The 15,383-nt window shown below is 64.0% G+C and carries 14 protein-coding genes; 6 read left to right on the forward strand and 8 right to left on the reverse strand.

Annotation, left to right across the window (positions count from 1 at the left end; all coding sequences use genetic code 11):
* Positions 1–94 precede the first annotated feature (94 nt).
* The 5 genes from AT302_RS08340 to AT302_RS08360 all read right to left on the reverse strand — a co-directional run bounded on the left by AT302_RS08340 (position 95) and on the right by AT302_RS08360 (position 6,163).
* The gene (locus AT302_RS08340) at positions 95–703 is read right to left on the reverse strand and encodes a YbhB/YbcL family Raf kinase inhibitor-like protein (protein ID WP_237172097.1); all 609 of its coding nucleotides are present in this window, start codon (positions 701–703) and stop codon (positions 95–97) included.
* A 200-nt stretch (positions 704–903) separates the two neighbouring features.
* Entirely contained in the window at positions 904–1,902 is a 999-nt protein-coding gene (gene cydB, locus AT302_RS08345) for a cytochrome d ubiquinol oxidase subunit II (RefSeq protein WP_058378039.1), read from the reverse strand.
* A 52-nt stretch (positions 1,903–1,954) separates the two neighbouring features.
* Entirely contained in the window at positions 1,955–3,331 is a 1,377-nt protein-coding gene (locus AT302_RS08350; RefSeq protein WP_058378040.1) for a cytochrome ubiquinol oxidase subunit I, read from the reverse strand.
* 229 nt (positions 3,332–3,560) lie between these two features.
* On the reverse strand, positions 3,561–4,220 hold the full coding sequence (locus AT302_RS08355; protein ID WP_058378041.1) for a DUF1345 domain-containing protein: 660 nt from the start codon (positions 4,218–4,220) through the stop codon (positions 3,561–3,563).
* A gap of 119 nt (positions 4,221–4,339) precedes the next feature.
* Positions 4,340–6,163, reverse strand: a complete 1,824-nt coding sequence (locus tag AT302_RS08360; RefSeq protein WP_157125727.1) for a CPBP family intramembrane glutamic endopeptidase — start codon at positions 6,161–6,163, stop codon at positions 4,340–4,342.
* Positions 6,164–6,427: 264 nt separating this feature from the next.
* On the opposite strand from AT302_RS08360, the gene AT302_RS08370 reads away from it, so the two are divergent.
* Positions 6,428–7,369, forward strand: a complete 942-nt coding sequence (locus AT302_RS08370; protein WP_058378044.1) for a hypothetical protein — start codon at positions 6,428–6,430, stop codon at positions 7,367–7,369.
* Between the two features lie 35 nt (positions 7,370–7,404).
* Here the strand turns inward: AT302_RS08370 and AT302_RS28255 are convergent, their stop codons facing one another.
* A complete protein-coding gene (locus AT302_RS28255; RefSeq protein ID WP_257786046.1) occupies positions 7,405–7,533 on the reverse strand; it encodes a hypothetical protein in 129 nt (42 codons plus the stop codon).
* A 237-nt stretch (positions 7,534–7,770) separates the two neighbouring features.
* Here AT302_RS28255 and AT302_RS08375 point away from each other — a divergent pair, with 237 nt between their 5' ends.
* Positions 7,771–9,159 (forward strand): MFS transporter, encoded by a 1,389-nt coding sequence (locus tag AT302_RS08375; protein WP_058378045.1) that lies wholly within the window; start codon positions 7,771–7,773, stop codon positions 9,157–9,159.
* A gap of 150 nt (positions 9,160–9,309) precedes the next feature.
* Entirely contained in the window at positions 9,310–10,242 is a 933-nt protein-coding gene (locus tag AT302_RS08380) for a LysR substrate-binding domain-containing protein (RefSeq protein WP_058378046.1), read from the forward strand.
* On the opposite strand, the gene AT302_RS08385 is transcribed toward AT302_RS08380, so the two are convergent.
* Positions 10,197–11,078 (reverse strand): class II aldolase/adducin family protein, encoded by an 882-nt coding sequence (locus AT302_RS08385; RefSeq protein WP_084656099.1) that lies wholly within the window; start codon positions 11,076–11,078, stop codon positions 10,197–10,199. The two genes, AT302_RS08380 and AT302_RS08385, sit on opposite strands and share 46 nt — an antisense overlap.
* 142 nt (positions 11,079–11,220) lie before the next feature.
* On the reverse strand, positions 11,221–12,039 hold the full coding sequence (locus tag AT302_RS08390; protein WP_058378047.1) for an isocitrate lyase/PEP mutase family protein: 819 nt from the start codon (positions 12,037–12,039) through the stop codon (positions 11,221–11,223).
* A 574-nt stretch (positions 12,040–12,613) separates the two neighbouring features.
* Between AT302_RS08390 and AT302_RS08395 the strand changes: the two genes are divergently transcribed.
* The 3 genes from AT302_RS08395 to AT302_RS08405 are packed head-to-tail and all read left to right on the forward strand — an operon-like array spanning position 12,614 to position 15,368.
* Positions 12,614–13,156 carry a cytochrome b gene (locus tag AT302_RS08395; protein ID WP_237172168.1) on the forward strand — a complete coding sequence of 181 codons (543 nt, stop codon included), beginning with the start codon at positions 12,614–12,616 and terminating at the stop codon, positions 13,154–13,156.
* Positions 13,153–14,664, forward strand: coding sequence for a glycosyltransferase family 2 protein (locus AT302_RS08400; protein ID WP_058378049.1), 1,512 nt, complete (start codon positions 13,153–13,155; stop codon positions 14,662–14,664). The genes AT302_RS08395 and AT302_RS08400 overlap by 4 nt, the downstream gene beginning before the upstream one ends.
* 44 nt (positions 14,665–14,708) lie before the next feature.
* The gene (locus AT302_RS08405; protein ID WP_058378050.1) at positions 14,709–15,368 is read left to right on the forward strand and encodes a hypothetical protein; all 660 of its coding nucleotides are present in this window, start codon (positions 14,709–14,711) and stop codon (positions 15,366–15,368) included.
* Positions 15,369–15,383 lie beyond the last annotated feature (15 nt).

The raw sequence follows: 15,383 nt of genomic DNA on the forward strand, positions 1-15,383 counted from the left end.
CAGCCGACGCATCAGCAAAAAGCGCCGACCGGATTGCCCGGGTCGGCGCTTTTTTCATGTGCGGCTGATGTTGCGTCGCCGCCATCCGTGACCGCTATCGTGCGTAGCGGGCGACGATCGTCGAGCCGTTGAGCGTATGACCGGCGAGCGCAGCCGTCAGGCCGTTGGCATCGAGGCCCGGCGGCAGGCGGCCCGGTTCGAGATCGGTGGCCGTTACGCTGATGATGTAGTGATGCGGCGCGTCGCCCACGGGCGGGCAGGCGCCGCGATAGGCGGTGGCGCCGCTGATGTTCTTGCCGACGGTGACCTGTGCGGTCGTTTCGTTGCCTGCACCGGCCGCCAGTCCGGTGGCCGTAGCCGGGATGTTGTAGGCGAGCCAATGCACCACACCGCCGCCCTTGGCCCCGTCCGGGTCTTTCATCGTCACGACGACGCTGCGCGTGCCTTGCGGCAGTTGCTTCCACTCGACGGGCGGGCTGATGTTCTGACCGCCGCATTCGCCAAGCCCCGCGTGTGCGGCGGGCAGCATGCCGTTATCGGGGAATGCGCTGGACGACACGCTCATACCTTCGGCCGCTTGTGCGACGCTCGCGCCTGCCGCCAGCACACCGAAGGTCAGCGCCATCGCCATCGCGCTGGCGTGGCGGCGGGTGACGAAGGGCTTGCGGCTGGACAGTCCGGGGACTTCAAACATCAGATTCATGGGCGTTCCCTCCTCATTTGGCGGAAGCAATGATGAGCTTGAATGGTAGTGCAAGCAGCGCCGTGCCCGCTACACCCGCACACCAGAGAGCGACAAACCACCCCCAGCGAACCAGCATTTGCCGCCATGCCGGGGTGTCGACGGATGTGGCTGTCACGTCTTGGCGTTCGCGATCGCGCCGCACGGCGGGCCGCGTGAGATCAGTGATAGTGCGCATCGTGTGCCACCTTGCCGCGAAAGACCCAGTACGCCAGCATCGTGTAGCCGAGGATCACCGGAATGATGAACGCTGCGCCCCACAGCGTGAATGACAGGCTCGATGCGGGGGCCGCGGCCTCCCACAGCGTGACGCCCGGCAGAATCGCGTACGGATACGCGCTGATGAGCAGCCCGCTGTAGCCGAGAAACACGAGACCGATGGCGAGCCAGAACGGCGTGGCGTCATGGGCGCGCCGGAGCACACGGCGCATCACGAACGTGGCGCCGGCCACGAGGAACGGCACCGGCAGCATGCGCCAGAACCATTCGCCGTCGAACCAGCGTTCGGCCACGAGCGGCAGACGCAGCGGCGTCCAGAACGAGACGATCACCATCGTGCCGACCAGCGCCAGCGTGAGCGGCCACGCGAGCGTGCGCAGACGGCGCTGCAAATCGCCTTGCGTCTTGCCGATGAGCCAGCAGGCGCCCAGCAACGCATAGGTGATGAGCAGACCCAGCCCCGTGAACAAATTGAAGGCGGTCAGCCATGCGAAGGCATCGCCCGAGAACTGACCGTTCTCCACGGGAATGCCCGACAGATACGCACCCAGTGCCACACCCTGAAAGAACGTTGCGCCTGCCGAACCGCCGATAAAAGCGAGATCCCACCATTGCCGTGTGCGTCGCGACTTGCCGCGAATCTCGAACGCCACGCCGCGAAAGATCAGGCAGACCAGCATGAACACCAGCGGGAGATAGAGCGCGGAGAGCAACACCGAATACACCATCGGGAATGCGGCGAGCAGGCCTGCGCCACCCAGTACGAGCCACGTCTCGTTGCCGTCCCACACGGGGGCGACCGAATGCATCATGACGTCGCGTTCGCTGGCGTCGGGAAAGAACGGGAAGAGGATGCCAATGCCGAGGTCGAAGCCGTCGAGCACGACGTAGAGAAAGAGGCCGAGCGCGATGATGGCGGCCCAGGCTAAGGTCAGATCCATGAGAGTTCTCGAGTTGGCGGGTGTCGATCGCGTTCAGAACGCGCGTCAATCATCAGTAAGCAATGGCGAGCGGGGCGTCGGGCGGCTTGCGCTGCGGGTCCGGGGTGTCAGCCGAATCGGGGCCGCCGCGCAAGATCTTCAGCAGGTAATAGATGCCTGTGCCGAACACGAGGAAGTACGCGATCACCAGCACCAGCAGCGACACCTGCACCTGTTGTGCGCTCACGGGCGAGAGCGCGTTGGCGGTGCGCATCACGCCGTAGACCACCCACGGCTGACGTCCCGCTTCGGTCGTGACCCAGCCGGCGAGCAGTGCGATAAAACCGGTCGGCGAGAGCCACAGCACGGCGCGAGCGAAACCGCGTGACGTGAACAGCTTGCCGCGCCGGCGCAGCCACACGGCGGCGATGGCCACGGCGATCATCGCGAGGCCGAGGCCAACCATCACGCGAAAACTCCAGAACACCAGCGGTACGTTAGGCCGTTCGTCCTTCGGGAACTCCTTCAGGCCACGAATCTCGCCGTCCCAGCTATGCGTGAGGATCAGGCTGGCCAAATGCGGCACTTCCACGGCATAGCGCGTGGTCTCGGCCTTCATGTCGGGCCAGCCGAAGAGGTTGAGCGGTGTGCCGCCGGTCTTGGTCTCCCACAGCCCTTCCATGGCCGCGAGCTTGGCCGGTTGATGCTCACGCGTGTTCAGACCGTGCAGGTCACCCACGAACGCTTGCAGCGGCGCGAAGATCAGCAGCAGCCACATCGCCATCGAGAACATCGTCTTCACCGCCGGGTCGCGACGCCCGCGCAGCAGATGCCATGCGCCGGTGCCCGCGACGACCAGCGCGGCCACCACGAACGCGGCAATGCTCATGTGCGCCAGACGATACGGAAACGACGGGTTGAAGATCACGTCCCACCACGACAGCACCACCACGCGCCCGTCGACGATTTCGTAACCCTGCGGGGTCTGCATCCAGCTATTCGACGCGAGAATCCAGAACGTGGAAATCAGCGTGCCGACGGCCACGCACAACGTCGCGCCGAAGTGCGCACGCGGGCTGACGCGGTTCCACCCGAAAAGCATGATGCCGAGGAAGCCGGCTTCGAGAAAGAAGGCGGTCATCACTTCATAAGTCAGCAGCGGCCCGGTCACGGCACCGGCAAAGCTTGAGAAGCCTGACCAGTTGGTGCCGAACTGATACGCCATCACCACACCGGAGACCACGCCCATGCCGAAACACACGGCGAAGGCCTTCGACCAGAACTTGCACAGGTCGAGATAGTGCTGCTGGCGTGTCTTGAGCCACATGCCTTCGAGCACGGCGATAAAGCTGGCCAGCCCGATGGAGACGGCGGGGAACACGATGTGAAACGAGACCGTGAACGCAAACTGAATGCGCGCGAGGTCGAGAGCTTCGGGAACGACTGTCATGATGCGCTCTATGTAAGTAGATGGCCCTGTCTTGTATGTATTTATTGATGGTATTTCACCATCTGTTTGCGTACATAGTAGGGCTTGCTGCATTGCAGCACGCGTGACAAGTCGTCGCATGTGGCGCAATGACGCGCCACAGCGATTCATCAAATAGCTAGCTATTTGTATGTTTTATAAGGAATTTATGTCGGCACCCCGTGCGACGTCATGTCACACGGGGCAGGGCTCAACTGAGCAAGCTGGCCCCGATATTGATCGACAGGCCCAGGACGGCAAGATTGAAGAAGAACGAGAGGATGGCCTGCGCGAGCGTGGCGCGACGCATGCGGCGCGAGGAGAGACCGATGTCGGCGGTTTGCGAGGCGACGGCAATGGTGAACGAGAAATACAGGAAGTCCCAGTAGTCCGGGTCGCAGTCGCGATCGGGCCAGACCAAGGCGTAAGGCGATTCGGTATCGGTGAAGTACAGGCGGGCGTAATGCAGCGTGTAGATCGTCGGCACGAGAAACCAGCCGGCGATGAGTGTCGCGGCGGCAAACAGCACGTGTTCCGACGCCTGATGCGGCACGCCACTCTTGGCGTTCGCCAGTTCATGCACGATCGCCACCACACTTGCCAGCGCCGACAGGCAGACCACCGTGAGCACGATCACCGCGCTCTGATCTTCTTGTTCGGCAAAGCGCTCGATGCTGCGCTTGGGCGCGGTGACCATCATGAACCAGATCATCGCCAGATACGACCACGCGCCCGCGTTCCAGCCAATCAACGTGCGCGTGACCGGGCTGAAATGCCCCTGCACGAAGATGCCGACCAGCACGCCGATAGCAATAGCGATGAGCAGCCGGGGGTGGAAGCGAACCAGATGCGGAAAGAGCTTGGCGTTCATTGGCAAAGTCCGGACGGCGGCCGGGGAGGGCCGCCAGTGCACAGATTATCGCCCACGCACCCTCTCGAATGCACTCGCCATTCACTCGCCACCGTCACCCAATATTTCCGGTGCCTTCGCTATCCCCGGGCGAGCACCATCAAAACGAAAATCGTGTTGTTGATGGCGTGCATCGTAATGGACGCGCTCAGGCCGTGGGTCTTCTTCGCGAGCCATCCGGTCGTGAGGCCGAACACAAAGAAGAACAGGAAATGCTTCGCATCAACGTGAACGGACGCGAAGATGAGTGCCTGCCAGACGTTGGCTGCAACGAAGCTCATATGGCGGGTCAGGCCGCCGAGCAGGCATCCGCGGAAGACGAACTCTTCGACGAAGGGCACCACCACCGCGATCAGCAGCAACGCCAGCCCGGGGCCGCCCAACTGCGTTGCACTGCGCACGATGAAATCGTTCACGGTTTGGGGGGCTGTGGGGAACGCGTGGCGTGCGAACACCCATGCGCTGAGCGCGGCGAAGACAAGCAGCACGGCTGGCCAGATGAACCAACGCGCTTTCCATGGACCTGAGCCGAGCCACTGACGCCAGCCGAAGCGCCAGACCATACGCGCCAGTGCCAGCGCGATGACGCCGAGCGTGATGAAGTGAGCGATGGCCAGCGTCGGTTGCGGGGGCGGCACGCCGGTGCCCGTGCCCAAAACGGCGGGCGGTGGCGCGATCTGTCCGATGACGAGGGCGGGAACCACCCACGAGGCGAAGCAGAACACGGCCAGTGCATACCACGCGTGGCGCAAGCCGATGCGCTCGAAGATCGCCGCGGGCGGACGGCCCTTGCGCGCCCTTACCGTGCCGACGTAGTGGGCCGGGAACATCAGAAGGCCCGGCGCCAACACGATGCAAACACCGGTGGCCAACAGCGTCAACAGCAGCGTCGCGAAGACCGGACGCATGGCGGCGCCCGGATCGATCATCAGCAGGACGGCATACGAGCGTGCGAGTTGCCAGCGGTTGCCGGTGTCGTGTTCGAGCGAGGACTGAATCGCCGCCGCTGCCGCACGGCCGTCACGGGCGGCGAGGCCGACCGAGAGGCGCAGCGCACGGAGTTGCGTTGTCTCGGGGCCGCCGGGTTTGGATTCGGACAGCGCACGTTGGGCGCTGGCGACGTCACCCGCCTGAAGGTAGGCACGCGCGCTCGTATAAGGATCGATTTTGAGGCCGGCTTCCTGCATGCGAACCAGCAGATCGCGGGCGGTCGTGCCCGGCAGCACATCGTGGGCCGTGTTGATGCGCCCGCTGGCCATCCAAGGCACCTTCGGCGCCGGGGCGTCCATCAACAAACGCTTCGCCTGTCGCTTGTCGCCGGTCATGGCGAGGTGGCGCACGGCGATCAACAGCACGGGCGTTTCCGGTGATAACTCGGCGGCGTCGACGGCCTGTATACCCGCGTTGCGCTTGTCCTGAACGGCTTCGTAGGCGTTGGCGAGCGCGGCGTGCAGGCGGGCGCGATCCTGCGGCGGCCATTGTCTGGCGTTGGGCAGAAGCGCCATGCCTTGCTCGACGGCCTCTTTGCCGTAGACACCTTGCAGCAGATACAGCGCCACTTCCGGCGCGTTGCTGAATTTGTCTTTCAGCGTTTGCCGGCAGGACTTGAGGTCCGCCTGCGCCTGCTCGGTCCAGTGCGAGTCCTCGGACCACGCGTAGTTCTGGATGAACTGACAGCGCGCCAACGCGAGCGCCGAGTCTGCGGGGCGGGCGCGAGCCGAGGCATCGAGCGTGGCGACGATCTCGCGATACTTGGCGAGCGAAGCGGCGTCGACCTGCCGGGTCATGGCGTCCTGATCCGGCAGCGCATTGCCCGAGGCTGGCGCAGCAAACAAAGGGGTGAACGAGGGAAAGCCGAGGGTGGCCAATGCCACGCAAAGAAGAAAGCGAGACAAGCGATGCACGCGTGATTTCCCCAGAATGTTGTTGTCGCCAACCGCCGCATTGGCGAACCGTCAGCCTGATTGGCTTAACGACCGATGGGGCGCGAACTGTAATGCGCCCGCCCGGGTTCGCGATTCACTGCTTGGAGGAAGTCCTCGGGAATCGCCGCCGGGCGTCGCTTGTCGCCGAGTACGGCGCGGCGCATGATAAGCAGCGCCTGAATGCCGATGTCAGGTGCACAAGAGGGACCGACAAGATCGTTGAGACAAGCGAGGTCGATCACGATGAACGCAAAATGGGAAGCCCTGCTGATCTGGTGGCAGCGGCGGCGCGAGAACGGGGCGTCGGACGGTGTGTACTACAGCACGATCATGTTGATCGCGCTTGGGCTTGCGGTTCTTGTGATCTCGACGCGGGAGATGTCTGTCGTCCCAGCTATGCTCGTGATCGCCAAGTTCGCCCTGATCGGGTCAATACTGGCCCGGATGTTTCGAGAAAATCTGCTCGCCACTCTGGTGATGTGTGTGGTGACGGTGGCGATCGTCTCCGTGCTTTTCGTGCTGCTCGTTGTCTATTTGAGCTCGCGGGACCATGACCGTGTCAGCACCTTGCCCCCCGCGTTGTCGCTGCTGCACCCGAATGCCGATGGTGCAGAACTAGTCGACTACCGGTTGGGTGAACGTCTCGATGTGCCCGAATGCCCGAGCGCAGCAGGGAGTCTCCAGCGCAGCTATCAGGGGCCGGACGGCAGGGCATGCTTTCGTCATCTGACCAGTGAACGCATCGGCAGCCCGTTGGGCACCGACGAGAATATCGTCGTGGACCGGCTCGATCTGGCGCGATTCGAAGTTTTCAGCGTGGTTCAGCCGGTTTGCGTTGCGCTACGCGATGGGCGCATCGTCGGCGTCGCCGTGCATGTCGCCAAGCACCGACGCTACGACGTACTGCGCTCGATGCAGGACACTTTCCTGCAGCCGGCGGCGCACGTGCGGTGGCAGGCCGTTGCCCGGAGCGACAGCTATTACGACCGGGATCTCTGGACATCGGCACACGTCAGAAGTGCGATGTACACGCTGACGGTGCCGCCCGTTGGCCGTTCGGTGGGCTCTGTCGATTCGATGCTCGTGATGGAGTTGCCGGACGGGCCGCGCCCATTCGCGGCCACCCGCATGTCGCTGGGCGATTGCCCCGCCATTGCCCTCGACTATCAGCCCGACGCAAGTTAAGCCACGTCAAGCCACGGTTTGCACGGAAATGCACGTCAATGGTGCGCCGCCGCATCGCGATGCGGCATTGTGCCCGTTGTGATGTCATGCCCGGCGCAGTGTTTCGCTGCTGAAAACAGCAGCCGCATGTGTTCCTTCATCTCAGGCAATGCCTCGAAAGCCATGATGCACGGCCTTCACGGCGAATTCTTCGCATCGCCGGCCTCCCCATGGCACGCCAATTGCTAATCCTTGCATAAGGCCAATGGCGGCTGAGTGAAGACAAGCGAATTTTCTGCACCGCATGAACGGCCTCGCGAGAGCGGGGCATTCGGGGCAACGGCGTCCCGAGGCAATAGGCCTGCTCACAGGCATATCGCTTCGGGACGCCTTTTTTTTGGCATACGAACACGAGGGTTCCCATGAGCACGCTCACGCAATCGTTGAAAAGTGGCAACTGGCGCGCGCTGGTTGCGTGTTTTCTTTACTTCGACACGGGCTTTACCGTCTGGGTGATGCTCGGCCCGCTGGCCCCGTTCATCGGCAAAGACATCGCGATGACACCGGCGCAGACCGGCTTTCTCGTGGCCGTGCCGGTGCTTGGCGCGGCGATTCTGCGCGTGACACTGGGCAATCTCTATCAGGCCTTCGACGGCCGCAAGATCGCGTTGATGGGGCTCACGCTGTCGGCAATTCCGTCGGTGGTGCTGTTGCTCATGCCGGGTACGCCGTCGTACACGTTGCTGCTCGTGTTGGGCGTGTTCCTCGGTATCGGCGGCGCGAGCTTCGCGGTGGCCTTGCCGATGGCGGGCAGCAACTATCCGCCGAAGGTGCAGGGCCTCGTGCTCGGGCTGGCGGCGGCCGGCAATATCGGCGCGGTGCTCGACGGCTTCATGTTCCCGGGGCTTGCCGAACAGTTCGGCTGGGCTCGTGCCGCAGGCGCTGCACTGCCGCTGCTGGCGCTTGCCGCGCTCGCGCTCGTGTTCTGGGCCAAGGATCAGGGCGTGAAGTCGGGCAGTGCGCCGCGCGCGTTCACGAGCTTCTTCATTACGGTGTTCGGTCTCGTGGCACTGGTGTTGTGCGTGCATGCCGGTGCGTTTGGCGAAGGCAAGGCGGGCGTGCTGCTGCTGCCGGTGCTCGGTGCGTTGCTCGCCATCGCCGTGTTGCCGCGCCACTATCGTGGCGTGCTGGGTGAGCGCGATACGTGGGTCATCATGCTGGTCTACAGCATCACGTTCGGCGGCTTCGTCGGTATGTCGTCGTACGTGAGCACGCTGCTCATCGCGCTGTACGGCATGCAACGCATCGAGGCCGGCTTGTTCATGGCGTTGCTCGCGTTCCTCGGCGCGTTGGTGCGCCCGATCGGCGGGCTGGTCGCCGACAAGATTTCGGGCGTGCGTGCGCTGGTGCTGCTGCTTGCCGCGATTTCGATCTGCGACTTCGTGTTTGCCGCGTGGATGCCGCCGCAAGGCGCCGGTATTGCACTGCTGGTGGTGATGTACCTGTGCTTCGGGCTGGGCAACGGTGCGACGTTCCAGTTGGTGCCGCAGCGCTGGCAAGGCAAGACCGGCCTGATGTCGGGCATCATCGGCGCGGCCGGTGGTATCGGCGGCTTTTATCTGCCGGTGATCATGGGCATGGCGAAGGAGTCGACGGGCAGCTATCAGATGGGTTTTGCCACGTTCGGTGCACTGGCGGGCGTGGCGTTCGTGCTGGTGGTCGTCTTGCGCACGCACTGGATGTCGTGGGCGTTGCCCAAGGAAGTGCCGGGCGGGGCGGTGTTGGCGGGCGGTGTCGCGCACGTCGAATAAGGTTTCCGCAAACGCTGGGACGGCCCGTCAGTGCCATCGCGCGACGGGCCGAGTTGTTTTGCAGCACTGAGTAAGTGGCGGATCAAGCGACGCATCAAGCGACGCATCGAATAGACTGTCGGGCACGAATGGAATCCCGCAGGAGACATCATGCGTCTGGGTGTGCCCAGCCTCTCGGCGTTGCAGGCTTTCGAGGCCAGTGCCCGACATCAGAATTTTGCGCAGGCCGCGCAGGAACTCGCCCTCACGCACGGGGCGGTTTGCAAGCGTGTGAACGAGCTGGAAGGACACTTGGGCGTGGCGCTGTTCGAGCGCGTGAAGCAGCGTTTGGTGCTCACACCAGCCGGGGCCGAGTACGCGAAACGCATCCGCGTGCATCTTGACCAGATTCGCCGCGATACGCTCGACGTGGTGCAACAGGGCCGCGAAACCGAACTGGAAATTGCGGTTGGTGTGACGTTCGCTGCGCAGTGGCTGATTCCCCGGCTGGACGACTTTTACGCGAGCACGCGCGACGTGCGGCTGCATATCATCGGGCGCGACCAGCCGGTGTTCTTCGACGACTCCGCCTTCGACGCCACGATCTACTTCAGCACGCGTTTATGGCCGGGCATGCCCGGCACGGCACTCATTACCGACGACACACTGATGCTGGTCGCCGCGCCTCGATTACTGGCAGGGCGATCGTTGCTATCGAACGACGAAATTGCGGCGCTGTCGTGGATTTGTGTGCGTGATCTGCCGCGCGCGTGGGACGACTGGCTGGCCACGCAAGACGCCGCGCAGTTGAAGCCCCAGCGCAGTGCGCAGCGCTACGACATGTTCATCATGGCGATCAACGCTGCCGTGGCGGGTCTGGGTGTGGCGCTGTTGCCGCGCGTGCTGATCGAGCGCGAACTGGCGAGCGGCACGCTGGTGCAGGCGCATGCGCACACACTCGCCAACCCGCAGACCATCTATTTCTCGTATCCCGCGCAACGGCGCGACTGGGCGCCGTTGCAGCAGTTCGACGCATGGCTGCGCCGTGCGGTTGACGACTATCGCGCGGCCAGATCGGGGCTTTCGCGCAGCACCTGCTCGTAGAGCCCCTGAAAGCCGAGCCACGCGACGTAATCCGAACCGAGCAGGCGATGCACTTCGCGCGCCTCGGTCTCGGTCAACACTTCCAGCGGCCCGGCGGCTTCCGCCAGCAACTGCACCTGCGCACAGCGCTCCATGGCGAGAAAGCGATACGCGGCCGCATCGACCGACGAGCCGACCGTGAGCAGCCCGTGGTTGAGCAGCACCGCCGCACGTTTGTGTCCCATGGTCTCGGCGATGCGGCGGCCCTCGTCGGCCCCCAGCACGAGCACGTCGCCGCGAAAGAGCACGTGGTCGTCGTAGAACAGGCAGGCTTCCTGATTGATCGGGGCGAGCGGGCGCGTGCGCGCGGAAAACGCGCGTCCGTGCGTGGTGTGCGTGTGCGCCGCGGCTTCGACGTGGGGCAGGGTGGCGTGGATGCCGGCGTGAATCGCCATCGCCGCGGCATTCACGGGACCATCGCCTTCGTGAAGGCGGCCCGCTTCGTCCACAAGAATCAGATCGTCGGGATGAATCGATGAAAAGTGCTGCGCGTAGCGATTGACCCAGAACCGGTCGTGAAACTCGGGATCGCGCACGGTGATGTGCCCGGCAATGCCTTCCGCGAGCCCGAAGCGCGCGAAGATCCGGAACGCCACCGCCAGTCGCAACTTGCGATCGGCGCGTGCGTCGGCAACGTTATCGAAGACGCGCGGTTTGGGTAGCGGTGCGCCGAGTGGCGTGGGGATGGCGAAGGCGTCAGAGGCATCGGGCGTCGCGCGAGCGGCTGACGTCTCGTGCGGCAAAGGCGGCAAAGGCGGCAAAGGCGGCAAAGGCGGCAAGGGGGGCGGCAAAGGCATACGGCACTCCGTGGGGTAGGGATGCCGGTCGCACCGTGCCAGATGGCTGACGGTACGCCGGCTTGCCGCCCATTGTCCGAAGGGGACCGCGCTGCGTCTATCGACGAAAAGTCATGGGGTATGTCCGACGTCAGGGGCAGCGTTACTTGCCGAACAGCCCGTTGAGCGTGGCCCCGCTCGCTGCGCCGTTGAAGCCGTCGAAACGGCCTTCGGCGAGCGCCGTCGCGGCACTCATGAAACTGCCCCATGCCGTGCGAGCCAGTGCGCCGCCCACGCTCACCCGTCGTACACCGAGGCTGCGCATGTCTTCCAGCGTCAGCGGCGAGTTGGCGCCGATCAGCACGTTGACCGGCTTCGGTGCGACCGCGGCCACCACCGCGCGGATCTGTTCCGGTGTCTGGATGCCCGGTGCGTAGAGGCAGTCGGCCCCGGCTTCGGCGTAAGCCTTGAGACGGGCAATGGCATCGTCGAGATCGGGCACCCCGGCGAAGAAGTTCTCCGCGCGGCCCACGAGCAGCGTGTCGCCACCGGTCTCGTCAATGGCACGGCGCGCCGCCTTGATACGCTTGACTGCCTCGTCGATCGGGAACAGCGGCGCGTTGGCGTCGCCCGTCGAGTCTTCGATGGACAGGCCGGCGACGCCGGTCGCCACCGCGAGCTTCACGCTTTCGGCGACCTCTTCAGGTGTGCTGCCGAAGCCGCTTTCGAAGTCGGCATTGACCGGCAGGTCGGTGGCCGCCACGAGCGACTTCAGATGGGCGAGGACGGTGTCGCGCGTCACGGCATTGTCGGGATGGCCGGTCGACCATGCGAAGCCCGAGCTGGTCGACGCGATGGCCTGAAAACCGGCATGTTCGAGATAGCGGGCGCTGCCGGCATCCCACGGGTTGGGGATCACAAAACAACCGGCAATATGCAGTTCACGGAAAGCGGCGCGTTTTTCGGCGGTGCTGCGTGGCATGGCAGTCTCCTCTGGCGGATGGCGGCGGCATCCGAGGCCTCGCGCCGGTGGCCGGTGCCGAGTCTGATGCGCACGTCTGAAGGCACGATCATCGCGGTTTTGCCGCAGGCTCGCAAGCACCGGGCAACCCGGCTTTCCTTTGTCTGCCTTTGCGTTTCTTGCGCAATGGCTTCGCATGACTTGATCGCCCGGATAATCTTCGCCGAGCGGGTGTTTCGGTGTGCTGGTTTTAGCTGCCGATGTTGATGCGCGACTCATAGCCGGTTTTGAACGCTTTAACCGGTTTCGAAACGGTTTTGTGGGCGTGCCAAGCGCGATATTTGTGTTCAGGCGAAACTTCGGCAGACACGCCGAATCAATCTCGGTAATTCGCGGTAACAAGCTTTTTTGCGGCAATGCGGGAATAAGCGCGCTTCAACGGGCGTTATGCAATCATCTTCCCCAGTTTTTCAGGATGCCCGTCGTGAATCCACTACCCCCATCGCCCGCTTCCTCCGCTTCGTCTTCTTCGTCCTCGCGGCGTCATGCCAGCGGTGTTGCGCTGTATGAAGACGCGAAATACACGCGCGTCGCCATGTTGCTGCACTGGGCGGTGGCGTTGCTGATGCTCGGTAACGTCGCTATCGGCCAGACCATCGCGTTGCTCTCCGATGCCACGCTCGAAAAGATCGACGTGCGCTTCTGGATCGATCTGCACAAGTCCATCGGCATCACCGTATTGGGTCTGGCCATTCTGCGCATTCTGTGGCGTGTGACGCACCGGCCGCCTGCGCTCTCGCACGTCTTCGCGTCGTGGGAGCGTGCGAGCGCCCATCTGGTGCACTGGCTGCTCTACGTGCTGATCTTCGCGTTGCCGCTCTCAGGCTGGGCGCACGATTCGGCTTGGGTGGCTGCGTCGACACACCCGCTGGTGCTCTTCGGCACGTTCCCGTTCCCGCGCATGGGCTTTCTGATGGCGATGAGCGACGCTAGCAAGGATTACTGGCATGGCGTGCTTGGCAATGTGCACACGTACTGCGCCTATTCGTTGTATGTCTTGCTCGCGCTGCACGTCGGCGGTGCGCTCAAGCACCAATGGATCGACCGACACTCGGTCCTGAACCGGATGCTGCCATGAGCGTGACGACGACCCGGCTCGATGCCGCGCGCGAGCTGCACTCGCCGCGTTTCACATTGCCCGCGACGCCGTTGGCGAGTTGGCTGGTCCATGGCACGGTCGCTGTGCTCTGGTGTTTGCTGTTCGCGCAGGCGTTCGTGCTGAAAGGCGTGTTTGCTTGGGGCACGGGCGTGGCCTATGTGGCCTATGACACCGTGCTGCTGGCGTTCGTGTTCTGGAAAGCATGGCGATTGATGCGGCCGGATCCCGAAGGCACCTCGACTTCGCTGGCGCGTACTGATGGTCAATCCGCCAGCGCGAAAACCACGGCGCTCACGATGGGTGTGGTGGTTGCCGCGCACAACGAAGCCGCGGCACTGCCGGTCACGTTGCAAGCGCTCATGTCGCAGCAACGCGTGCCTGATCTGATCGTCATTGCCGACGATGGCTCGCGAGACGGTACGGCGGCGCTGCTGGTCGAACACTACGGGTTGTCGGATCCGGGCGAAGGGGCGTTGAGCCCACCGAGTCTGACGTATCCGAACCTGCGCTGGCTGCGCGTGCCGCATGGCGGCAAGGCGCGCGCACTCAATGCGGCGTTGGTCGGTGTGGACACCGATATCGTGATGACCGTCGATGCGGACACGCTGCTCGATGCCGGGGCGTGCGCCGCCATGCACGACGCGTTTGTCCGTCGTTCGAACCTTGTTGCGGCGACCGGCGTGTTGACGCCCGTGTGCGGCCATACGGTCGGCGCGCGCGTGTTGCAGTTCTTCCAGACGTACGAATACATCCGCAATTTCATTTCGCGCTTTGCGTGGATGCGCGCCGATGGTCTGTTGCTGATCTCGGGGGCGTTTGCGTGCTTCCGCCGCGAGGCCGTGCTTGCTGTGGGCGGCTTCGATCCGGCGTGTCTGGTCGAAGACTATGAGCTGATTCACCGCCTGCGCCGCTATTCGGTCACGCATGGACTGGGTTGGGACGTTCGCGTGATTGGCGGTGCACAGGCGCTGACCGATGCACCCGGCACGCTCACGAGCTTTCTGCGTCAGCGGCGCCGCTGGTTTGCCGGTTTCCTGCAAACGCAGTACTGGTATCGCGACATGGTGGGCAATGGGCGCTACGGCAATCTTGGGCGGTTGATGTTGCCGGTGAAGGCGTTCGATACCCTGCAACCGATCTATGGCCTCACCGCGTTCGCGTTGCTCGTCACGTTCGTCTGCGAGGGACATTACGGCGTGGTGCTACCGGTGTCGGGCATCATTCTGGGCAAGATCGTTCTCGATCTGGGCTTCCATCTGTGGTCGGTGCATGCGTACCGTCGATGGACGGGGCACCGCACCGGCACGAGCCTCGGTCTGGCGTTCGTCGCCGCGGTCCTTGAGCCGTTCTCGTTCCAGTTGATGCGCCATGCGGGCGCGGCGCTGGGCTGGGGGCACTTCCTCACCGGGCGGCAACATTGGGGGGTACAGGTGCGACGCGGTATTCTCTCGGGTGAGCGCGGGGCATCAGTCCCTCGCGACAGTTGATTCCTCAACTCCCCTGAGCGTCGCCAACCGCGACCTGACCCGAGATGACGCGAACGCAGACGTGGCTGGCGATGGTAGGTGCTTTGGGCGGCGTGCTGATGGTTGCCGGGTGCAGTGCGCCGGTGGTCAAACCCGCCGGACCGGACTATGCGGCGTTGGGCGGGGCGGCCGAAGTGCGTGGCGATTGGGACGCCGCGCGGCGCAACTTCGGTCAAGCCGTGCTAGTCGCGGATCAGACCGGATGGCCGGCGGCACAGCGTGCGGCGATGCATTACGACTACGGCCGCGCGTTGGGCGTGACTTGCTACTACACCGAAGCCGAGCGCGAACTGAGTCTGGCCTACGATCTCGATATTTTGACGGGGCAATACCGCTATCCGGCACTCGTCGAGTTGGGGCGGCTGGCGCTGGTGCAGCGTCAGTTTGCGCAGTCGGCCAACGACTTCTCGCGCGCACTTGGCTCACTTGACCGGACGCAGGCGGTGCGCCACGCACCGTTTGCCTATGCCGAATTGCTGGACGACTACGCGCTGGCGTTGGGCGGGATGGGCGAAGCCGAAGCGGCGACGCGCATCATCGACCGGGCGGCCAAGGTGCGCGCCGAATTGACCACGCAGTACCTGCAAGCGACATCGCGAACGCCTTATGGCACGCAATGCGGCAAGTTTGCGGCGGAGTCTGTCGAGCCCCGCCGGGCGCAATAACACCGGGGTCGAATC

The sequence above is a fragment of the Pandoraea norimbergensis genome (assembly GCF_001465545.3).
Taxonomy (GTDB): Bacteria; Pseudomonadota; Gammaproteobacteria; order Burkholderiales; family Burkholderiaceae; genus Pandoraea; species Pandoraea norimbergensis.